We start from the raw sequence: 23,539 nt of genomic DNA, 5'->3' as shown, positions 1-23,539 counted from the left end.
AGGGCGTGCAGCATCGGGCAGAAGGAAAAAAACAAGATTTCACGGTGTTGCGTCCGGCATGGAGGTGTCCAATACGGGTTTTTCAGATTTCTGCTCGGGGGCTACCATCTCGGTCTTGACTTTTATACCCTCCACCGGAATCTGGATGCCGGAGATCACTACTCGATCTCCCGCATTCAGACCTCCCTTGACAAGGATCCGATCAGGCTCATTGCGCAATATGCTCATGCGGCGAATGTGCAAGCGGTCCTTTCCGTCAACCAGCAATGCTTCGTGAGAGGCATTTACTGTGCCGGTGGGCAGTATGAACACATCGGTTTGTTCTCGCCCCTCAATTTCGGCTTTCACGAACAATCCTGGCATAAGCGGTGGCTGGTCCGATTTAACGGCATAGGGGTCCTTTACCTCAGCCACGGCGTGGAGAAGGCCGGTTTCTTCATCCAGGGCTCCTTCAGCTCGGACGATGCGGCCTTCCCAACGCTGGAGGGCACCTGCGAATTCCGTGCTTAAAATTACTTTAGGGCCTGCTTCCTGTTTGCTATTGCGGTGATCCAGCAGCAAATCGAGATAGGCAAACTGATCGGTGGCCAAAGGCAGGCGTACCTGCACGACGTCAATCGCATATAGCCGGGCGAGTTTTTCGCCCAGTTGAACATATTGCCCGAGACCGATGTGCTTATCCCTCACCCTTCCGGCAAATGGTGCGCGCCACTCGCATCGGCTACGTTGTAAATGGGCCTTGGTCAGGTCGGCTTGCGCTGCTTTCAATTTGGCGCGCGCCTCCGCCAGTTGCGGTTCGCGCAGAGTCAGCGCCGATGGCTGTCCTTCACCAAGGGAATGCCACTCATTGCGCGCCTGCTCCGATTGGGCTTCTTCCATCATGACCTGCCGCTCAGCTTCGGCAATGCGGGCACGTGCTTCGGCGATTGCGTAGTCGTAGTCACGCGGATCTATGGTGACCAGTATATCGCCCGCTTCGAAGAAACCTCCCGCGACCAGACTCGGATGGAGCCGGATTATCTGGCCCGCTACTTCAGGCACTAAATCGATCTCCGTGCGGGGCACGACGACACCCTGGGAGCGGATGTTCAGTTTGACGGTCTGCGGCTCGACCTGGATTACCTGCACCAGCGGCACTTCGTTTTCCGATATTTGCGATTTTAATGGTGGCCGATTGACGACAATAGCCCAGGAAATACTGATGCCGGCGAGTACAACAAGAATGGGAGCAATAATTTTCAGCATGCCTTTGCCTTTTGAATTTTTCAGCATGCTTGCAGTGAACCTCCGGACAAGTTTTTCCTGGAACGCGTTTCCAAATTTCCAGGCCGTCGTGCTTTCCGGGTATGCCGCGGTATCGGGCTACCAGTCAAAGGAGTCGATGAACCCGGAACCTTACTCACGGGTTCCCTCATTTTCAAACGCCACCTCCCAATGCCAGATAAAGGTTGATTCGATTGGTGAGTAACTGGCGTTTGACAGAGAGATGCGCGCTTTGCGCATTCAATGTGCTGCGGTAGCTATCCAGCAGAGTGAGAATTTCAATAATGCCAAGCTGGTAAGAATAGATAGCCAATTTCCGGCTCGCTTCCGTTTGTTCGACAGCATGCCGTAGCGCTTTTTCTTGTTCACGCAGCCACTCATCCGTGGCCAGCACCTGTTCCACCTCGCGAAAAGCATTGAGTGCCGTACTCTTGTATAGATTAACAGCTTCCTCGGCGCGGGCTTCGTTCAGATGGATCTCTCCGCGAATACGTCCGCCGGTGAATAGTGGCTGCAGCATTCCGATCACCACATTCCAGGCAAGTGAGCGGGGATCAACCAGATCGGTTAGCGCTGTACTGCGCGTGCCCCCTGCAGCAGTTAGGACAATTCTCGGCAGCAATAGTTTTCTCGAGCTTTCCACGCGGGAGTCGGCAGCCAGCAAGCGATTGAAGGCAGCAATGAGATCGGGCCGCCGCTCGAGCAATTCTGAAGGCAACCCGGAAGGAAGGCCGGGCGGAGGTTCCGGGAGAATGGAAGCTTCAGTCAGGCGTCCTGCGGGATAACGTCCAAGCAGCACTTCCAACCGGCGGATGACCATCTGAATCTGATTGCGAGCCTCAGTAAGTTCCGACTCGGCGGTGGCGAGGTCGGTGAGCGCCAGGCGCAAGTCCAGGGCATTCGTTATGCCACGTGCAAAGCGTCCACGTACCAGCTGGACGATTGTGCGGCGATCTTTGACCGACTGTTCGGCTACCTCGGACTGAAGCCTGGCCTCGGCCAGGTCGAAATAGCTTTGCGCAATTCGTGCTGCCAGGGATAACCGTGCGCCATGCAGGTCGGCTGCTATCGCATCGGCGTCCCGAATGGCTGCCTGCCTGACGTCCCGAATGCGTCCCCATACATCCAGCTCCCAATTCAGGCTGAACATGGCGTCGAATACACTGTATTTTGCCGACCCAAATCCCTGCTCGCGAATTTGTGCTCGCTGGTAATCCGGATTAAAAAATATCTGGGGCCAAAGTAAGGAGCCATCGATTCGCGCCTGGGCTATGGCCGCATTTACCCGGGTGGCTGCCGCTTTCAGGTCATAGTTGTCGGCCAGCGCGCTATGCACCAGTGCGCTCAAGTCAGGGTCACCAAACGTTTCCACCCAGTGTTCCGGCGCCGGTTGACCAGATTCACCGGTTCCGCTCCAGTGGGAAGGTATTTTAGCTCCAGCATCATCGGCACGCCGCTCCGGCGCTGTTTTGCAACCGCCGATACTTAGCAGGAAGATTGAGAGAATGGCTAGCCCGAGGATCTTTGGCATGCGTTTTCGCCAGATTGAGAGGCCAATTGGTAACAGTGGAGTCCAGGGAAGCCAATATCGGCTAATTTGCCGTGACAAAAGTATATAGACGAATCTGCTATCGTCTTGCAACAAATTTCATCTAATTTCTTATATGCAAGGTAATCAGTATCCTGAGAACAAGTCTACGGCGATGGCCACCGTGATTCGTTGCTATTGTACAGCATTATTTCTTACATGATAATAAGAACAGTTCTCGTTATTATCCATGAGCAAGATATTGCATAAAGAGATCAGTTGTAACAGACCCGGACAGTTTATTCGTCGTCAACACTTGCGAGTCAAATTCTTGTAAAAATGAGAATCATTTGCGATAATACAACGGAGTAAAAATAAAAATGAGAGTTCATCGTCGAACCCATGCCTTCTTTCTCCTCCCGCCCGCCGTTAAATGCATTTCTCGCATACTATAATGAACTTGTTGGAACCTGGACTCGAAAACTGAGAAACCGGCATGATGCCGAAGATGTGGCGCATGACGCGGTGCTGCAAATGCTCGAAGTCGAGGGTGCCACGATACTTCAACCCCGGGCCTACCTGCATCAGACTGCGCGTAATGTCGTAACTGATGCCTATCGGCGCAGTGTAGCGCATGAGACCGTTCCGCTTGATACTATAGACGACACTGCGACCGGGGATCATGATCCGGTTGCCATGCTGTGTGCTACGGAAATGGTCCACGCACTTGAGGGTGCTCTCAATGAGCTTCCCCTCAAATGCCGGCAGGTTTTTGTCTGGCAGCGCCTTGACGGGCTTACTCAATCGGAAATCGCGCTACGGCTGAATATTTCCAAAAACATGGTTGAAAAATATATGATTCGCACCATGCGGCATTTACGCGTACGTTTGGCCGCACTGAATACTCACTGATTCAGGTTTCGATTCCTCCGTTTCGTCTTCAGTACGATGACCCATAGCCAGCAACTGCCTGAAGGCACTCCCGCCAGTATTTCCCGCTGCGCAGATCCGCATGAGGCGGCCGCATTCTGGTTTGCTCGGCACCAGTCCGGGGAGATGAGCGATATGGAACTTCAAGTCTTCGAGGCATGGAAAGCATCCGATAGCGCGCATGAACGGGAGTATCAGGCACTCCAGCAGGTATGGACGATGGCGCGGCATATCCCGGCGAATCGGCTTCGGGCGCTCGCCGATGACGGGAATACCCGTTTCCCGCCTCAGGGGGATGTTGCAAAGTCGAACGGATGGCGATCCGTTGGCGCCACGTTTGCATTCCTTTTTGCTTGTATCGCCGGATTTGCCGGATATCAGTGGCAGCAGGCGCAACCCACGTTCAATGCAAGTGTCGATACCCCTCAGGGCAAGCGTCAGAAGGTAGCTTTACCCGACGGTTCCTCGGTGGACGTCAATATCCGCACGCATATGCGCATCGACTACTATCGGGACAGGCGCATTGCCATCCTTGATGCGGGTGAGGTGTCATTCAATATTGTGCACGATACGGCCAAGCCATTTCTGGTCGATGCGGGTAGCGGCCAGATTCGGGTCACGGGCACGCAATTCAATGTGCGGCGCGATAGCGATGAAGTTTTTATTACGGTGGTTTCGGGCACGGTCGTGGTGTCGAGTATGGCTGGTTCCAGTATGCCGCCCGCACGGTTGACCGCCGGCATGGGGATGAGAATCGATGCCAAAGGCCATGCGGATGAACCCCATGGCGTAAATGTCGCAGCCGTGACTGCCTGGCGCGAGGGCAAGCTCGTGTTTGACAATCAACCGCTGGCCGAAGTGGTACGTGAAGTGACCCGTTATCGACTGCATCCAGTCCGTATCGCTGGCACTTCCGCCGATCTGGGACAGCTACGCCTTTCCAGCACATTCAGCATTAACGACACGGAGGCATTGCTCGTCGCGTTGCCGCGCATTCTTCCTGTCAAAATTCGCCGGGAGCCCGACGGGAGCGTGGAAATTTACCGGCCCTAAGCTACCGGTATACGGGGAATCGCCGGACAAGCCTCCGCTCAAGTGCCCACTCAGGTGTCTCTGTACCGGCAAGACACATTCCTAAGTATTGATTCGGGATTCTCTTGCCGGTTGCATTCAGGTTTTCCCCCCGCTGTTTCGTCTACTGTCAGTCCGCCCTAGCCAGCCGTCGCAAGCCTCTGCGGTATAAATGTCCCCATCGGGGCACGCAAGGTTTTGTCCAGCTCGCCATGGGAGAGAGAATTGTGAAAGGGATCAATCGATTGCCGGCATGGGAGATGATTCTCCCATGCCAAGGAGGCGGATTTGGCTACATTGCATTTTTAGTATTCGCCGCTATTTTCATGGTGGCCACACCCTTCGTTCATGCTCAACAAGAGGAGTCTCTGGCTATCGATATCGCGGCCCAGCCGCTTGCTGATGCGCTGAAGCAGCTGGGGCGCCAGACTTCGTTACAGATTTTCTTCACACCCGCTCTTGTCGCGGGCAAGAGCGCGCAGGGCGTAAAGGGAAGAATGCCGCCGCGTCAGGCGCTCGATGCGCTTCTCCGGGGTACGGGTCTGGAGTATCGGCAGGACGGTACCAGTTTGACGTTGCACCGCCGTTCGCCTGCAGCCTCCTCCTCTTTGGGCGACGGGGAGAACCCGGTGAGTTTGCGCGAGCTGGTGATCAAGGAGGTGCGTCAATTGAATTATACCGCGGAAGAGGCATCCAGCGCGACTCGGATACCAGCGCCTATTCAGGATATTCCCAGGTCGATTGGCGTCGTCACCAACAACGTGATCGAAGATCAGAAAGCTTTTCGCATCGATGAAGCCATTCGTAACATCAGCGGCACATCCATGACCAGTACCCAGGGCGGGAGGGGAGGCGACTTCATGATTCGCGGTTTCCGCTCGGATCTCAATGTCTTCAAGAATGGTTTCCGGGAAGATAGCACGTATGGCGCGCGCGCGGGCCGGGATACCGCGAACATCGAGAGCATCGAGGTGGTAAAAGGACCGCCCTCGTATCTCTATGGCCGCTCCGATCCGGGAGGAATCATCAATCAAATAACGAAAGCGCCGCTCGCAAACCCCTATTATTCGGCCCAAATGGTCATCGGCAATTTCGGGTTGTATCGTCCGACCATAGATATCGGCGGACCATTGAATGAGAGCAAGAGCCTCACCTACCGGTTGAACGCGGTCTATGAGAATGCGCATAGCTATCGCAACGGCGTCAGGAGCGAACGGGTCTTCATCGCTCCCACGATAGGGTGGGTATTGGATGGACAGACTTCCTTTCGATTGGAAGGGGAATATCTCTACGACAAATCACCGATCGATCGCGGTATTGTTGCGTTCGGAAACGGCCCGGCGCCGATTCCCGTCAGCCGCTTTCTCGGCGATCCCGGCCGGCGAGGGGTGATCAATCAGGGAAAAGCGACGCTGACTTTTCTCCATCAATTCAACGATTCGTTCAGGTGGCGAACCGCCTTCCGAGCAGCGTCGGCCTCCGAAAGATATACCAGCCTGGAGTCGAATTTCCTTGATGAGACCACCGGAATTCTCAATTTGGCGCGCTATGAAATCCCGCAGAATGTGCAGAGCCATTATTTACAGAATGAGCTGCATGGCGTTTTCTCGACGGGATTGATCAAGCACAAGGCATTGGTTGGACTCGAACTTGGAAGGGAGTTTCAGAAGACTAAGTCATCAGGGGATTTCGGCCAGCTGGGAAGTTTCATCGATATCTTCAATCCGGCGAACAGGCTGTTCCTTGACGGTCCGCTGACGACCTTCAATGATTCCAGGCAAACCAATAATGCGCTCGGCTTGTATTTTGGCGATCAGATTGCCTTGCTTAATAATCTCCATATGCACGCCGGGGGGCGATTCGACATCTTCGAACAAAACATAACCAATCGCCCCAACGCCTTCCTCACCAATGGAAGCACGGACCGGCAAACCGATCGCGCGTTCAGCCCTTCCGTCGGCATGACTTACCAGCCATGGAAACCGGTGGCATTATTCGCCAATTACACGCAGTCTTTCGCCCCGCAAGCCGGCGGCGCCAGGAGTGCGCAGGGAACCTTGTTTCGCCCTGAACGCGGCGAGTCCTATGAAGGCGGCGTGAAACTCCAGACACATGACGGACAGTTGCGGCTGACGGTGGCCGTATTCGAGACCACGAAGAAAAACGTGCTGACTTCCGATATCAGCCAGGGGCCGGGTTCAGGTTTTTCGGTCGCCACCGGCGAGCAACGCAGCCGCGGTGTTGAAGTCGATCTGGCCGGTCAGATTCTCCCCGGACTGGAAATCATCGCAAGCTATGCCTATATCGATGCGCGCATTACCAAGGACGCCACGTTTCTGGAAAATAGCCGCTTACCTAATGTGGCCAAGCACCAGGCGAGTCTCTGGACGACCTACACGTTTAATGAAGGAATATTCAAGGGATTCGGGGTGAGTACGGGGTTTGTGGCTTTTGGGGAGCGCAACGGGATTTTTCTGTGCCAGGACCCGGTGGGTTCGTTCTGCCAGGACCCGTTTACCCTGCCTGGTTACATGCGCATGGATGCCGCGGTGTATTATCGCGAGAGAGGTATGTTTTTTAACAAGAAAACCAATCTTGTGGCGTCTGTGAATATTCGCAATCTACTTAATGAACGCTATTTCATCGGTGCGCAAAACTTTCGCGAGATTATCTACACAGGTGCGCCGCTTACCGTGATCGGCTCGCTGAAGCTGGAGTTTTAGCGAGATATTCCCGGATTGGAGAAGCGGTGATACGTTGTAATCAATTATTTGAGTATTAAGCATTCGATGCGCTCCGTCTTTATCCTTCTGCATCGCTGGTGCGGTCTCGTTATTGCCGGTTTCCTGTTCATTACCGGGATCACCGGGGCAATCATTTCTTGGGATCACGAGCTTGACGATTTACTTAATCCGCACCTCACCGAGGTACGGAGTCGTGGTGAAGCCATTCCTTCGCTGGAACTGGCGCGCCGGATCGAAGCCGCCGATCCAAGGGCGTGGGTAACTTTTATCCCGTTATTGCCGGAAGAGGGTAAATCCCTGGCTTTTGGAGTGGAGCCCCGTGTTGATCCAGCGACGGGCAAATTTTATGAGCTGGGATTCAATCAGGTATTCGTCGATCCGGTCACGGGTGCAGAGTTGGGCAAGCGCGAGTGGGGAGCGGTTTCACTGGCCCGCGAAAATTTCGTGTCTTTTCTCTATAAACTGCATTTTACTTTACACATGCCCGAGATGTGGGGGATTGATGATTGGGGTGCCTGGTTGCTGGGGGTCATTGCCATAATCTGGATGCTGGATTGCTTCAGTGGCTTTTTCCTGACGTTACCGGCGCGCCGGAGCCAACGCCGGGCCAATGAGGGATCTATGCCGGAGACATTGGACGGCGAAAGGGATTTATTCCATAGACCATTAGTGACGGGGTATGCGCAGCGTACCTGGTGGCAACGCTGGCAACCCGCATGGCGTATTCGCTGGGGCGCCAAGGGGTATAAAATCAACTTCGATTTGCATCGTGCTGGCAGCCTGTGGACGTGGGCGCTATTGTTTATCCTGGCCTTCACGGCATTCTCGTTAAATCTTTACCGGGAAGTGTTTTTCCCGGTCATGTCGATGGTCTCGGATGTCACCCCCAGCCCCTTCGATTCGAGAACTCCGGCAAACAAGCACCAACCGATCATGCCCGTCGTCAGCTATGCGTCGGTAATTGCAGATGCCCGCAGGGAAGCCGAGCGCAGGGGGTGGCCGGAACCGGCGGGAAGCGTATATTATGAACAGAATTACGGCGTCTACGGTGTCGATTTTCACTATTCGGGTGATGATCATGGTGCCGCGGGTGTGGGTCCGGCAAAGCTGTACTTCGACGGCGAAGACGGGCGCTATCTGGGTGACATCCAGCCCTGGAAAGGTACTGCCGCTGATATCTTCGTGCAGATGCAATTCCCATTGCATTCCGGCCGCATTCTCGGTCTGCCGGGGCGAATTCTCATTTCTGTCATGGGTTTGGTGGTAGCCATGCTTTCCGTGACAGGTGTCTACATCTGGTTGAGGAAACGGCACAGCCGCAAATTTGCAGTTAAGCGGACGCGCCAACCTGCGGATGCCGCCATGACCTTACCTGGTTCGAACAAGATGATGGGAGAACGAACCAAATAAATATGTGAAATATAATCAATATCTTGCATAAAGCACTTGTCGCAATGCGTCGTCATGACGCGTTCCTATTGTAAAACTTCATTTCTTATATGATAATAAGAACAATTCTCGTTATTGTTTATAAGTGAATTAGCATAGGGGAGGTGTCAAGTGCTTCTAGATCAGCAGTCAGTTGATTTAAGTACGGTTTTTGTCGCTCATCAGGCACAGTTACGGCGGGTGGCGTTGAATATCGTGCGTAATCCCGAGCGGGCAGAGGATATCGTGCAGGATGCTTACCTCAAGGTGACCGAGACGGCGGGCGCATTGAACATCAAGCAGCCACTCGCGTATCTGCTTCAAATGGTGCGTAATCTCGCTATCGACCGCCATCGGCGCGCAGCGTTTGAGGTAGGGATTTTTGAGAATGAGGAAGAAGGGTTGCATGTTCCGGCTCTGGTCGGAACGCCAGAGGCAACTGCGATCAACCGCCAACATCTGACGATGATTGCACACGCTTTGGACGAACTGCCTGAACGGACAAGACGGGTTTTCGAACTTCACCGCCTAGACGGCCATACGCACTGCGCAATTGCTTCCAAGCTGGATATCTCGACTTCCCTGGTGAACATCCTCATCCATGACGCAATGGACCATTGCCGGGCTGCCCTCCCGTCCTTGTGATTGCATTTCTCCTTCGTTATTCACGGTGTCAATTACACTCACCCTGCGGTAGTTAATTGTCGGTTCAGACTAACTAAACCAAATGGCGGAAATTTGATACGGATTGATCCGCTCATCAGGTGCGCTCTATGGGGGTTCGCGGCGGATATAGTCTGGCGAACGGTAGTCGAATGGATCACACGCCGTACGAGATGCCACTGGACGCTGTTGAGAATGAATTGCTGAAAAGAATCCCGCTACCCGGGTGGCTTATGCAGAAGCTCCCATTTGTCGCTGCTGATCGGTCTGGTTCCACGCTTCGAGCCTGATTCTGGCGGTTGACCTAAATAACCCATTAGGCTCAAAGAGCCGCCTAATGGGTATCGGATATAGCGGAGTCAGGGGGCCGAAGCCCCTTTGAGTTTTACTATTCGGTAAAAACCTTTCTACGACGGGCCATTGCACCGACCAAGCCTAAGCCGGCCAATAACATGGCGTAGGTTTCTGGCTCAGGTACCGGAGAGACCGAAACTCCCGAAAGTCTGAGACGGTACTCCTCATTGAGAGTAACCACATCACCAGGCGCTACAGGCGCCCATCCCGTCAGCGGTGAAGCGCCCCCGGGACCGGAAGCGCCTATGACTGATGTAAAGGGAGAGCTGGTATCGGGAGCAATATAATGGTCCGGGGTGGTGCCATTACCGCTGGTGGGTGTAGTGTCAAGGCCAAATACAGCCAAATAATACCAACCCGGGGCCTGCGGGCCGAGGAGGCTGCCAGCGGGCAATCCTGCATTCCTATCTCCAAGCCGGGCATCGTCATTTCCATATACTCCATACCCGCCGCCATTAAACAGCGCGAGCACAGAGTCAAAGTTGCCGCTGGTGGATGTGACAGACGCAGAGAAGGTGATGGGATCAGAAATGAAGATCTTATACAAGTCGACGTCCGCATTGGTTGAGACGCTCCCGTAAATATTTCTCAACGCGCCATCGCCTAGCGGCTCTTGCGCGGTACTGAGCAGTTGGCCTGCATCGCCGATTTCCGTCCAGTTAACCGCATGGGCTGGATTTACCAGCAGCGATAATGCTAATAAGGATGTAGTGGCAGCCGCTTTCTTGAAAAAGTTGTTATTGAGTTTTGAGTTCATTCAATTACCTCCATATTTAAGCTATAAAAATTTCTCAGAATTATTAAATAATCGAGTCGTCTCTGAAAATATCACCTCCGTCATCAAGTTGATAAAAACGTCCATGGCTCTTTTGAAGCCGGGCGTAATGCGGCTGAGTGTTATTTCGGTCGAGGCAGTCTTCGTATCGACCGCATGGGTTATCCATAAGGATCAGCGAGCCTTTTAGCCTCCTTGTTTCCGCTATTCGGGTAGCGGGAGTGCGGCCATCAAGGATTTTCAATCCCTAAAACGCAAATTTCATTTCTATAAGATCATGCTCATAATGATTTTGTAGTTAACAATGATAACGATTAGTATTATCATTAATATTAAAGAACAAGCAAGTTTTTTTTCTTTGTACTTTCCCCGTCCTGGTTCGTCTAGGTGAATAAGAAGCATTCTGATCTACTGGACCAGGAATCTATTTCCATTCATCAAATTCAGGAATCCGTGATGACAAGTTGTTTTGATCGTGAAGACGGGATGTTCCGTGTCCTGGTTAATCACGAAGAACAGTATTCAATCTGGCCGGAGTGGAAGGCTATACCCGGCGGCTGGCGTGACACGGAAATAGCGGGTGACAAAAAAACCTGTCTGGAATATATCGAAAGAGTCTGGACCGATATGCGGCCTTTGAGTCTGCGGCGGTTCATGGACGAGCAGGCATCGGGTACGAACCAGTAATGGCGGCACCGCTGACACTATATTGTTTGCCGTGTGCAGGCGCCAGCGCAGCCATGTATCTACGCTGGCGGCGTAAGCTGCCCGCGTGGCTACGGATGCAGCCAATTGAGTTGCCTGGTCGCGGAGAGCGTCTGCATGAAGCGCCCGAGAAGACTTTTGATGCGCTGGCTGGCCGTTTGTGTGATGAGCTTGCAATAAATCCCTCGCAACGATATGCGCTCTTCGGGCATAGCATGGGAGCCTTGCTGGCTTGCCGGGTTGCTCATTGCCTTCGTGCGAGAATGCGGCCCTTGCCGGTCGCCTTATTGGTATCCGCGTGTGCCGCCCCCTCACAGCAGGATTGGAAGCGTTATGCCGACAAGGATAGCGATGCATCCCTCATTGCCGAGCTTCGCAAGCAGGACGGGACACCGGAGGAAGTGTTCGGGAATCCTGAGCTGCTTTCCATGACGCTGGGTTTGCTGGGTGCGGACTATCGTATTTGCGCGAGCTTCCGCTACCAGAAATTACCGCCGCTGCCTCTTCCTATCCATGTTTTTGGCGGGTGCGCTGATGAGATTCACGTGTCCAAACTCGAGGCATGGCGACTTGAAAGTACCGCGAAAGTCTCGCTGGATTGGTTCGAGGGCGGCCATTTCTTTCTCCGGCAGCATGAAGAGATATTTCTTTCCACTCTAGCGCAACGTCTGGCGGGAGATGCCGCCCACTTATCCGATGTATCCCATGCAGCGCTTGCCTCTGCCTGAGGCCGTCCCTTCCGGCGTTGAAGTCTGGTTACTTAAAATGAATCTGCAGACGCCGGTATTGGATTCGGATCTGTTTCTGCTGAGCGAGGGCGAAGTCGCCTACGCACTAAGGTTTCGCAGGCATGAAGACCAGGTGCGTTCGATTGCAACACGAGCCGCCTTACGGCGCATGCTGGCTTCGCGGCTTCGGCTGCCACCGGATACATTGCGCTTTATGGTAAATCGCCATGGCAAGCCTTATCTACAGGACAAGGCCGGAATCGAGTTCAATGTTTCGCATGCCGGTTGCTTTGCACTGATTGCGCTATCGACAAATGGACAGGTTGGTGTGGATATCGAATATCGCGGTTGCGGGATTGATGCAAAAAGTCTGGGTGCATATGTCTTTTCTCCATTGGAGCGCAAATCCGGATTAATCGCGAACGAAGATTTTATTCAACACTGGGTGGTAAAGGAATCGGTGTTGAAAGCTTTGGGTGAAGGAATCTCCGAGCACTTGCAGGCTATTTCCATTCTGCCAGGTGACGAGGAAGGTTACCGGATCGAACATGACCGTCCGGAGTGGGCGGGTATAAAAGCTTGGTCTATTGAGGCACCAGATTGTTACGCCGCGGCGCTGGCAAAAAAAAATCGTAATTCAGCGTTTTCTGCGCCCAAGACACTTCAACCACATCAGGTTGTGATGTAAGAGATATCACGCTGCATTTCACCGAATGCAGTGGATGGGTATTGATTTCCAAGTAAATTTCGATTGTTCATCAGGTTGTGACGATTTACAGGGATTTGCAATGAATGCAAGGTTGATCTCGCCCCGCAGTTATCCGGTAAACATGGTTACGCATCTTCTGTCGCTTGCATCGATGCGTCCAGATGATACCGCCCTGATTGTGGTGCGTCCGGAGGATGCGGAGAGTGGCGCGGCCGTTGATACAAAAATCAGCTATAGGACGCTGGATCGGCGTGTCCGTGCGCTGGCCGCTGTTCTTCAGGGGCGTTTTGCAGTGGGAGAACGGGCGCTGCTGTTGCTTGATAACGACGAACATTATGTTATTGGTTTCTTCGCCTGCCTATATGCCGGTTTGATCGCCGTACCCGTATTTCCGCCCGAATCGGCACGTGAGCGGCATCTGGCACGATTGCTCACGATCGCGGCCGATGCGAAGGCATGTTGCGTGCTCACCACCCGTGAAATTCTGCCTCTGATCGGTAGCGCGGAGCAATTTAATCAAGCCTCAATAATTGCGGTGGATGCGGTGGAACCCGATGCGGCATTCGCATGGCATCCCCATGTCCCCAGGGATGACGCCATTGCCTTCCTGCAATATACCTCGGGATCGACTTCCACGCCAAAAGGAGTAATGGTCAGCCACGGCAATCTGATGGCGAATGCGAGAGCGCTTGAGGAGGGCATGTCGATGAATACGGAGGACATATGGCTGAGCTGGCTACCTCTCTACCACGACATGGGTTTGATTGGAGGGTTATTGCAGCCTGTTCATCGTGGCATACCTGCCATACTGATGACCCCCAGGTTTTTTATCGAACGGCCCGTGCGTTGGCTGGAAGCGATCTCGCGTCTTCGTGCCACGGTCAGCGGCGCCCCGGATTTTGCTTTTCGGCTATGTGTCGAACGAGTCAGGGACGCGCAGATGCGGGAACTTGATTTGTCGAGCTGGCGCATCGCTTTCTCGGGCGCGGAGCCGGTGCGGTATGACACAACGAGCGCGTTTATCGAGCGGTTTGCGCCAGTGGGGTTCGCGGCAGGTGCTATTTATCCCTGTTACGGTCTGGCTGAAGCGACACTTTTTGTCACTGGCGGCACGCGCGGGGACGGCATGGAAGCCCACCATTTCTCAGCCGAGATGCTGGCGCAAGGCAATGCCGAAGTAGTGGAGCGTGGGACGCCCCTGGTGGCCTGCGGCGCGCCGGTATCGCATCACGCGATAAGGATCGTCGAACCGGAAACACTGGACCCGTTGACGGATGGCAACATCGGCGAAATCTTGACAAACGGGCCCAGCCTCGCCTGCGGCTACTGGCAACGGCCCGGAGAAACCGCGGAAACTTTTATCAATCATGAAGGAATGCGCTGGTTGCGCACCGGGGATCTCGGGTTCGTTCATACCGGTCAGTTGTATATTGCCGGACGGTGCAAGGATCTCATTATTGTACGCGGACAGAATATTTATCCGCAGGATCTCGAGCAGATTGTGGAAGAGGAAGTTGAAGCCGTACGGAAGGGGCGAGTCGCGGCGTTTCCGGTTGATACTGGAGAAGGCGAAGGTATCGGTGTTGCAGTCGAGATATCCCGCGGCATGCAGAAACTTGTTCCCGCCGAAACGCTGGTACAGGCACTCAGCGAAGCCGTCAGCGCAACCTGTCACGAACCGCTTTCGGTAGTCGTGTTATTGAACCCGGGGGGATTACCCAAGACTTCCAGCGGGAAGCTGCAGCGCGCGGCGTGCCGCCAAGGGTGGCGTGAGCGTACGCTGGATGCTTATGTAATCTATGAATACGGCCACTGCCTGCTGGGTGGTGGCGTACGACCGGCACAAGCGTTGGCGGATCAAACCGAGATTGCGCTGGCGGCTATCTGGGAAACCGTGCTAAAGCGGACGACGCTTGGGCGCGAGGACCATTTCTTTGCGATTGGCGGCAATTCACTCGCCGCAGTGCAAGCCGCCGTGCGTATTGCCGATCACTGGGAGATTGATTTTCCAGTACGGAGCCTGTTCGAGAATTCGCGGCTGCATGAGTGCGCGATGGAGATCAAGCGCCGTTTAGCCGCAGGCACCCCCCGGCGCAACGCCGATATTCGAATCCTGCCGGCCGAATACAGGGTACATTCGCTGCCGTTATCTTTTGGCCAGCAACGTCAATGGTTCCTCTGGCAACTCGATCCATCGAGTACCGCCTATCATATTAAACATGCATTGAGATTATCCGGGATGCTGGATATCCAGGCATTGCACGAGAGCTTCGATGGCCTCATCGAACGCCATGAGTCATTGCGGACGACTTTCCGGCCGGGGAAAGACGGGTCGGCTGCGCAAGTGATTCACCCGGTATTGAAGATTGACATCGCGCATCTCGATTTACGCCAGGTGGCTGCTTCGGAGCGTGAAACGCAAGCTGCCGAAGGGGCGCAACGGATCGTCGCGGCTCCTTTCGATCTTACCCAGGGTCCCCTGCTTCGGGTTGCGCTGATTCGAATTGCCGATCAGGAGAATATCCTGGTGATAGTCATGCATCACATCATTGCTGATGGCGCTTCGATGCAGATTTTGGTCGATGAGTTTGCGACGCGTTATCTTGCCCATGTGCAAGGAAAAAGCGTGCACTTCGAGGCGCTGCCCATCCAGTATTCCGATTATGCCATCTGGCAGAGAGGCTGGCTGGATGCAGGGGAGAAAGACAGACAGCTTGCCTACTGGCGCGATTATCTGGGAAATGTCCATCCCATACTCGCGCTGCCCGCCGATCATCCCCGGAAACCGATAGCCCATTACCAGGCGGCACGGCACACCTTCGACCTGCCTGCGGAGCTGGTGAGTGCATTGCGCCAGATGGCACAGGATCGGGGCGCAACACTTTTTATGGCTTTATTGGCGGGTTTTAATGCTTTGTTGTACCGTCACACGGGACAGCAAGATATTCGTGTCGGCGTGCCGATAGCCAATCGCAACCGGATTGAAACCGCGGGCCTGATTGGTTTCTTCGTGAACACTCAGGTATTGCGCAGCGAAATACATGGCCGTATGGCCCTTGCCGACGTTCTGAACCAGGTACGGGAGGCTGCCATTGATGCCCAAGCCTGCCAGGACCTGCCGTTCGAGCAATTGGTCGAAGCATTGCAGCCGGAGCGAAGCCTGAGTCATAGCCCGCTCTTTCAAGTGACGATCAACCATCTGCTCAGGGATTATCGCGCGCTGCAGCAGCTTCCCGGGCTCACGCTGAGCGGCTACGATCTCGCCGAGCAGGCGGCCCAGTTCGAGTTGATCCTGGAAACCATCGAGTCGCCGGACGGCGGTGTGCAGGCCAGCTTCATTCATGCTTCCGAGCTCTTTGATTCCCGAACCGTCGAGCGGCTTGCCCGGCACTACGTTCATATACTGCGGATGCTGGCCGGGCAGCCGGAGCGATCTATTGCCGACATCGAGCTGCTCAGCGAAAGCGACAAAGGACAGCTCCGAGACTGGGGTATCCATGACCAGCGCTTTGCGGCGACGCAACTTGTACATCAGTTGATCGAGCAGCAGGCGGAAAAATGCCCCGATGCTGTCGCGGTAATTTTCGATAGTATCGAATTAAGCTATGCGGAACTGAATCGCAGATCTAACCGGCTGGCACATCGGCTCATCGGCCTCGGGGTAAAGCCGGAAGTCAGGGTGGGAATCGCCATAGAACGTTCCATCGAGATGATAGTGGGTCTTCTCGCCATCCTTAAGGCGGGTGGCGGATATGTCCCTTTCGATCCGGAATACCCGCGGGATCGCCTGAATTACATGATGGAAGATAGCGATATTCAGTTGCTGCTGACCCAAAGCGCTATCGAGGCCGGCATCCCGCGCGCATCAACGCTTGACGTGCTGGAAATTGACACCCTTGATTTGAGCGCTGGAATAGAGACCAACCCGGACGTGGCATTACATGGCGAAAATCCCGCCTATGTGATCTATACCTCCGGTTCGACCGGCAGGCCCAAGGGCGTAGTGGTTCCCCACGGTCCCCTGGCGATGCACTTGATAGCCATCAGCGAGATTTACGATGTTCAACCCGGGGATCGGGAATTGATGTTTTTTTCGCTAAATTTCGACGCGGCCGCGGAACAATGGATGACCCCCTTATGCGGAGGCGGGGCGATTGTGCTGTCATCCGCACGGGGGTTGGCAAGCGATAGTTTCACCGACTTGATTGCGGCGCACCGGATAACCACGCTGCACCTGCCGCCCGCTTACTTGCGGCTGCTTTTGCCAATCGAGCGGGGGAATGGCGCTTCGGTCCGCACGTGCATCGCGGGAGGAGAAGCATGGTTTGCCGCAGACCTTGCCGCGACCCAGGCGGCATTCAAGAGCGTTCGGCTGGTGAATGCTTATGGCCCGACAGAAACGATTATTACCCCCACCGCCTGGATAGGCAGTGCCGCAGCGGGCATCGATGGGGACTATGCACCCATCGGCCGGCCGGTGGGCGATCGAAACGCATATGTGCTCGATGAGGAACTCAATCTCGTTCCTCCCGGCATTACAGGCGAGCTCTATATAGGGGGGGCAGGTCTGGCGCGGGGTTATCTCAATCGTCCTGCATTGACAGGCGAGCGATTTGTTGCCGACCCATTCAGTCAAGCTGGAGGGCGCCTTTACCGCACGGGCGATCTGGTGCGCTGGCGGATGGATGGACAGCTGGAATATGTAGGCCGCCTGGACAATCAAATCAAGGTACGCGGCTTTCGCATCGAGTTGGGTGAAATCGAAGCGCAGTTGCTGGCGCAGACGGGTGTGCGTGACGCGGCGGTGGTTGCGCAGGAGAGCCGCAGCGGCACGCGCTTGATCGCTTATGTGGCGGCACATGCCGGAGTACTGCTTAATTCTGCGCTGCTCAAGACTGCGCTTGGCACCGTTCTTCCCGATTACATGCTTCCAAGTTTGTTTGTTTTTCTGGATGCGCTGCCACTCAGTCCCAACGGCAAGGTCGACCGGATGGGATTGCCCCCGCCCGAGCAATTAAACGAACAGGATTACGATCCGCCTGTCAGCAGAATGGAAACACTGATCTCGGATGTCTGGGCCGAAATTCTGGAGGTTCCTCGTGTAGGGCTGCATAACAATTTTTTCGATCTCGGCGGCCACTCCCTGCTGTTGATCAAAGTGCAATGCAAGCTGGAAGAACGGTTAAGCACCCGCATTGCCATTATCGATCTCTTTAAATATACCACCGTTGCCGGCCTGGCAAGATTTCTCGGGCAGGAACGGACAGAACACGTGTCCTTGCAACACCATCAGGAACGGGCACAGCGTCAGCGAGGCGCTTTTATTCAACGCAAGCAGAAAGCAGGGAGGATTCATTGATGCACCATGAAGACGAGTTATCAGAGGACACAGGCATCGAAATTGCGATTATCGGCATGGCGGGCCGCTTTCCCGGTGCGGACGATGTCAACACCTTCTGGCGCAACCTGCGGGATGGGGTAGAGTCGATCGCTTTATTTAGCGATGACGATCTGCTGGCACGCGGTATTCCGGCCAGGCAACTGGATGATCCGCTTTATGTAAAAGCGGGTGCGAGCCTGGATGGCGTGGATCTTTTTGACGCTTCCTTCTTTGGTTACACGCCGCGCGAGGCAGCGGAAATGGATCCGCAACATCGTCTCTTCCTGGAAACCGCCTGGCAGGCGCTGGAGAATGCGGGCTATGACGCTTCAACCTGCCAAGATCCGGTTGGCGTCTATGCGGGCTGCGGCGTAAACACGTATCTGCTGCTCAATCTGCTTTCCAGCGGCCACTTCTCGGACATGCAGGACATATCCTCCTTGCAAGGGCTGATGAATGGCAACAACAAGGATTCGATGACCACGACAGTCTCCTACAAACTCAATCTGCGCGGACCGGGAATCACGGTTCAAACCGCCTGTTCCACCTCGCTGGCAGCGGTTCACGTTGCCTGCCGGGGGTTGCTCAATCACGAAGCGGACATGGCCATGGCGGGGGGCGTGTGGGTCAATCTTCTGCATGAGGGCGGTTACCATTACCAGGCTGGGGCTATTCTTTCACCGGACGGTCATTGCCGTGCCTTCGATGCGCAGGCCGCGGGCACCGTGATTGGCAGCGGGGTGGGAATCGTGGTGCTGAAACGCCTGGTCGATGCCGTGGCGGATGGCGATACGATTCATGCGGTGATCAAGGGCTCGGCGATTAATAATGATGGCGCGGCCAAAGTGGGCTACACCGCACCCAGCGTGGAAGGGCAGGCGGAGGTGATTCTCGCCGCCCAGGCGATTGCGGGCGTATCCGCCGACACGATCAGCTACGTGGAAGCGCATGGCACCGGCACGACGATGGGGGATCCCATCGAGATCGCGGCATTGACGCAGGCGTTTCGGGAGAGCACGCAACGGCGCGGATTTTGCGGCATTGGTTCGGTCAAGACCAATGTAGGGCATCTTGATGCCGCGGCGGGTGTTGCCGGTCTGATCAAAACCGTGATGGCGCTGGAACATCGCACTCTTCCACCGAGCCTGAATTTTGAGCGGCCAAATCCACAGATTGATTTTTCCACCAGTCCCTTCTATGTAAATGCCGTCGGTAAAACGTGGCCCGATGGTTCGACGCCACGCCGCGCGGGAGTCAGTTCGTTCGGCATCGGTGGCACCAATGTTCATGTGGTTCTTGAAGAAGCCCCGCCAGCAAAACCTTCCGGGCCCTCCCGTAATTGGCAGATACTCGCGCTTTCCGCGCGCAACGGCAACGCTCTTGAGGCAATGGCCGCCCGTTTATGCGATCAACTGGAAACCCATCCTGAAGTTCCCCTGGCGGATGTCGCCTATACGCTCCAGACCGGTAGAAAATGCTTTTCCCAGCGAGCCATCGCCCTTTGCCGCGACAATGAGGATGCGGTCAATCTTTTGGCAAGCCGTGATGCGGAGCGCTTTCTCGTTCGGCAGGTGGCGCTCGAAAACCCTCCAGTGGTATTTCTTTTTCCGGGGCAGGGTGCCCAGCACGTCGATATGGCTCGCGATCTTTATGAGAACGAATCGGTTTTCCGGCGGGAATTCGATCATTGTCTCGATTTGTTGAAACCGCATCTTGATTTCGATTTGCTGGCACTTCTCTATCCAGGCGGGGACGAGGCAGAACAGGCCGCCTCGGCGGCGCGCCTTGCGCAAACAGAAGCTACGCAGCCAGCTCTTTTTGTCATTGAATATGCTCTGGCGAGGCTATGGATGTCATGGGGCGTCATGCCCGCGGCCATGATAGGCCATAGTATTGGCGAATACGTTGCCGCATGCCTGGCTGATGTGTTTTCGCTGGAGGATGCATTGCATCTGGTCTCGATGCGAGGACGTTTATTGCAACGCATGGAATCAGGGGCAATGCTCGCGGTGATGGCACCGGAAGCGGAAATAACGCCTTATTTGGACGTTGACTGCGATTTGGCCGCGGTCAATGGGCCGGAGCTTTGCGTTTTATCCGGTTCGCTGGCGGCGATCGAAACCGTGGAAGGGAGCCTGGAGAGCAAAGGTATCGCAAGCCGGCGATTGCATGTCTCCCATGCATTCCACTCGGCCATGATAGAGCCGATGTTGCCTGCTTTCATCGATATGGTCGGAAAGATTGGGCCGCGTCAGCCAAAAATTTCGTTTCTATCCAATCTCAGCGGTGATTGGATTACTCCCCAGGAGGCGACTGACCCCAGCTATTGGGGAAGGCATTTGCGCGGGACGGTACGCTTTGGCGATGGCCTGCACGAATTACTGAGCAATCCAGCTCGAATCCTGCTGGAGGTCGGCCCAGGAGAAACCTTGACCAAGCTGGCGCAACGGCATCCCGACGCGAGTCCGGAGCAGGTCATTCTTTCATCCCTGCCTCATCCGGGCAAAGCCCACCTGGCGCATAGGCATTTGTATCTCAGCCTTGGCAAACTCTGGTTGAACGGCGTTGCCATCAACTGGCAAAATTTTTATGCTGAAGAGCATCGCCACCGTGTTCCGCTGCCCACGTATCCTTTCGAGCGCCAGTCGTACTGGGTTAAACCGGGCGCAGCAAGCGATCATGCCCGCCCTATGGCCGAGATTAGAACCGGCGCGCGGAGGGACGAAGGCAATAAATCGGGTGTTAGATCGCTGGACGACTGGTTTTACGCGCCCTCATGGCGGCGTGCCGATAAAGTGGCCTTTACGCTCGACGGCTTTTCTTCAGATCCGGCCGAAGGCACAATCCTTTTCAAGGACGAGCATCACCTTGGCACCGTACTGATTACGCAGTTATTGAGCAATGGAATTCAACCCATCGTGGTTTCGGCGGGTTCGGCATTTCGTCGACGGGATAAGGATCATTACACGATGCGCCCCGGTGAACGGCATGATTACGATCTCCTATTGAGTGCTATCCACAGTGACGGAAAGGCGATCGGACATGTCTTCCATCTTTGGAGCATCACTGCGGATAGAGAAGGGCAGTCGCTTGCCGAGAGCCATGCGAGGAATTTTTTCAGCTTGTTTTATCTCGCACAAGCGCTGGAGGGCGTCCGGGCGCTTATTCCTGCGGGCAAAAAAGTGGAAATCACGATTGTAACCAATCAACTGGAGGATGTGACCGGCAATGAACAATTGCGTCCGGAGAAAGCAATGGTGCTGGGACCGTGCAAAGTCATTCCCCAGGAATATTCCCATCTTGCCTGCCGTATTATAGATGTCGAATTACAACCTGCTGATCCGATCGCGGAAGCCAGGCTTGTCAAGCAGATTCTGGCGGAATCACAAACCGATTCCGTCTCATCCGTTGTCGCCTACCGGGGTCCGCACCGCTGGATCCAATGTTTCGATCTCATTCGCAACCCCGCGCCCGTGCGCTCCTGCCTCAGACAAAACGGTGTCTATTTTATCACTGGGGGGTTGGGTGGCGTCGGCCTCACGCTGGCTGAGCACCTGGCCAAAACGCGTCAGGCGAAACTCGTGTTGCTGGGGCGTTCCCGGTTTCCATCACGGGAAAACTGGCCGCGGTTGCTGTCAGATACCGGTAATGTGGATTCAACGCGCCACAAGATTGAGAAAATCATGCATCTCGAAACGCTGGGTGCCGAGGTACTGATATTACAAGCGGATGTCGCAATCCAGGCCGAGTTGAAAGCGGCTGTCGCACAGGCACATCAACGCTTCGGTGCGATTCACGGTGTGATTCATGCTGCGGGCGAAGTCGGCAGTGGACTGATATCAGCCAAAACAGAGGCGATGGTGGCAAAAATATTTTCTCCAAAGGTGCAGGGAATGCGTGCATTGCAAGCCGTATTCAAGGAAGAGGCGCTGGATTTCATGTTGTTGTGCTCGTCACTTGCGGCCATCGCGGGCGGTCTCAGCAAGGTCGATTATTGCGCAGCCAATGCCTATCTTGATGCTGTGGCCCGTGCTGCCTACCGTGAACACGCCTTTCCCATGATCTCGGTCAACTGGGACGGCTGGCGGGAAGTGGGCATGGCGGCAAATATGGCGTTGCCAGCTGGAGTCGGGATTGCGCCGCGTGAGGGAGCTGAAGCTTTCGAGCGCATCCTGAACGGTGTGATAAGACCTCAAGTTATTGTTTCCACGGTTGATCTGAGCGAAAGGCTGAGTCAGACCCAGGATGACCTGATTGCTCAGCCGCTGGAATTCGACATAGCCATGAAGCAGGAGCGATACCCAAGGCCTGCACTGCAGACAATTCTTAAATTGCCGGACAGCGAACTGGAGAAGGGCATCGCAGAGATCTGGCAGAACCTGCTCGGAATGGATGTAATCGGCGTCAACGATAATCTATTCGAGCTGGGCGGGGATTCCTTGCTGGGCATACAGCTCCTTTCCAGGGTCCGGGCAGGTTTTGCCGTTGACCTTCATCCGGCGGATTTCTTCAGATCACCCACCATTGCAGGTCTGGCGACGCTGGTAGAGACAAAGTTGATCGATGAGATAGAGTATTCATGATTTTGCTTGAATTGGTTTGTATCGGTGGCCGTGTAGAGTTCTGTCATCGTGGTTATCTATCCCTGGATAGAGCCGTTTATGAATAGTGACGACCTTGCGCAACGGCGTGCACGGCTGACGCCTGAACAACGCAATCGGCTTGCACAGCGTTTGTCAGGTTCAAGTGCCGCGAAGCGGCCCGAATCAGCCATTCCGCGCAGAAGTCCCTCGACGCCGCCATTAGTTTCCTATGCACAGCAGCGGCACTGGTTCTTATGGCAGCTGGAGCCATCGAGCACGGCGTATCACCTGAGCGGCGCATTGAGTTTAACGGGAAGATTGGATATTGAAGCGCTGCGTTCGAGTTTTGATGCATTGGTGATGCGGCACGAATCGCTGCGCACGGTTTTCCGGGCGAATGATCAGGGCATGGCCGAGCAGATCATTGGAGCAGAACAGAAGCTGGATATACCGGTGATCGACCTGTGCGATCTGCCGCCTGCGCAACGCGCGGTGCGCGCGCATGAAGAAGTGAAAGGGATAAACGCAACGCCTTTTGATCTTACGCAAGGTCCGCTGCTGCGGGTGGCGCTCATCAAGGCCGCGCCGGAAGAACACCTGCTGGTGGTGGTGATGCATCACATCGTAACGGATGACTGGTCGAAGCGCATCATCATTGACGAGTTTGCCGCCCATTAC

Annotated in this window: 14 protein-coding genes; 11 read left to right on the top strand and 3 right to left on the bottom strand. The window is 54.8% G+C overall.

From position 1 onward, the window contains the following. Positions 1-39: 39 nt before the first annotated feature. Both SQ11_RS14855 and SQ11_RS14850 read right to left on the bottom strand, forming a co-directional pair. The gene (locus SQ11_RS14855) at positions 40-1,272 is read right to left on the bottom strand and encodes an efflux RND transporter periplasmic adaptor subunit (protein WP_041514975.1); all 1,233 of its coding nucleotides are present in this window, start codon (positions 1,270-1,272) and stop codon (positions 40-42) included. A 145-nt stretch (positions 1,273-1,417) separates the two neighbouring features. After that, a complete protein-coding gene (locus tag SQ11_RS14850; RefSeq protein WP_041514974.1) occupies positions 1,418-2,794 on the bottom strand; it encodes an efflux transporter outer membrane subunit in 1,377 nt (458 codons plus the stop codon). A 399-nt stretch (positions 2,795-3,193) separates the two neighbouring features. On the opposite strand from SQ11_RS14850, the gene SQ11_RS14845 reads away from it, so the two are divergent. The 5 genes from SQ11_RS14845 to SQ11_RS14825 all read left to right on the top strand — a co-directional run bounded on the left by SQ11_RS14845 (position 3,194) and on the right by SQ11_RS14825 (position 9,609). Beyond that, the gene (locus SQ11_RS14845; protein ID WP_041514973.1) at positions 3,194-3,703 is read left to right on the top strand and encodes a sigma-70 family RNA polymerase sigma factor; all 510 of its coding nucleotides are present in this window, start codon (positions 3,194-3,196) and stop codon (positions 3,701-3,703) included. Positions 3,704-3,739: 36 nt separating this feature from the next. Next, positions 3,740-4,774: a FecR domain-containing protein gene (locus SQ11_RS14840; RefSeq protein WP_052494296.1), complete on the top strand. Its 1,035-nt coding sequence runs from the start codon at positions 3,740-3,742 to the stop codon at positions 4,772-4,774. A 245-nt stretch (positions 4,775-5,019) separates the two neighbouring features. Further along, a complete protein-coding gene (locus tag SQ11_RS14835; RefSeq protein WP_052494295.1) occupies positions 5,020-7,515 on the top strand; it encodes a TonB-dependent receptor in 2,496 nt (831 codons plus the stop codon). Between the two features lie 66 nt (positions 7,516-7,581). Then, entirely contained in the window at positions 7,582-8,946 is a 1,365-nt protein-coding gene (locus SQ11_RS14830) for a PepSY domain-containing protein (protein WP_041514999.1), read from the top strand. A 150-nt stretch (positions 8,947-9,096) separates the two neighbouring features. Continuing rightward, entirely contained in the window at positions 9,097-9,609 is a 513-nt protein-coding gene (locus SQ11_RS14825) for an RNA polymerase factor sigma-70 (RefSeq protein WP_041514972.1), read from the top strand. Between the two features lie 406 nt (positions 9,610-10,015). Here the strand turns inward: SQ11_RS14825 and SQ11_RS17940 are convergent, their stop codons facing one another. Then, positions 10,016-10,738, bottom strand: a complete 723-nt coding sequence (locus SQ11_RS17940; RefSeq protein WP_041514971.1) for an FxDxF family PEP-CTERM protein — start codon at positions 10,736-10,738, stop codon at positions 10,016-10,018. 474 nt (positions 10,739-11,212) lie between these two features. On the opposite strand from SQ11_RS17940, the gene SQ11_RS14815 reads away from it, so the two are divergent. The 6 genes from SQ11_RS14815 to SQ11_RS14790 all read left to right on the top strand — a co-directional run. After that, positions 11,213-11,443 carry an MbtH family protein gene (locus tag SQ11_RS14815; protein ID WP_041514970.1) on the top strand — a complete coding sequence of 77 codons (231 nt, stop codon included), beginning with the start codon at positions 11,213-11,215 and terminating at the stop codon, positions 11,441-11,443. Then, a complete protein-coding gene (locus SQ11_RS14810; protein ID WP_041514969.1) occupies positions 11,443-12,189 on the top strand; it encodes a thioesterase II family protein in 747 nt (248 codons plus the stop codon). The genes SQ11_RS14815 and SQ11_RS14810 overlap by 1 nt, the downstream gene beginning before the upstream one ends. Before the next feature lie 37 nt (positions 12,190-12,226). Continuing rightward, positions 12,227-12,877: a 4'-phosphopantetheinyl transferase superfamily protein gene (locus SQ11_RS14805; protein ID WP_198140894.1), complete on the top strand. Its 651-nt coding sequence runs from the start codon at positions 12,227-12,229 to the stop codon at positions 12,875-12,877. Positions 12,878-12,977: 100 nt separating this feature from the next. After that, a complete protein-coding gene (locus SQ11_RS14800; protein WP_041514968.1) occupies positions 12,978-18,257 on the top strand; it encodes a non-ribosomal peptide synthetase in 5,280 nt (1,759 codons plus the stop codon). Further along, positions 18,257-22,861: a type I polyketide synthase gene (locus SQ11_RS14795; protein ID WP_041514967.1), complete on the top strand. Its 4,605-nt coding sequence runs from the start codon at positions 18,257-18,259 to the stop codon at positions 22,859-22,861. Before SQ11_RS14800 ends, SQ11_RS14795 begins: the two co-directional genes overlap by 1 nt. 78 nt (positions 22,862-22,939) lie before the next feature. Next, positions 22,940-23,539 (top strand): condensation domain-containing protein (locus SQ11_RS14790; protein WP_041514966.1); only part of this gene is annotated, 600 nt, incomplete at its 3' end.

The organism is Nitrosospira sp. NpAV, assembly GCF_000832065.1.
In the GTDB taxonomy this organism is placed as follows: Bacteria; Pseudomonadota; Gammaproteobacteria; order Burkholderiales; family Nitrosomonadaceae; genus Nitrosospira.
The sequence above is the reverse complement of the archived record's forward strand: the minus strand, read 5'-3'. Positions and strand labels throughout refer to the sequence as shown.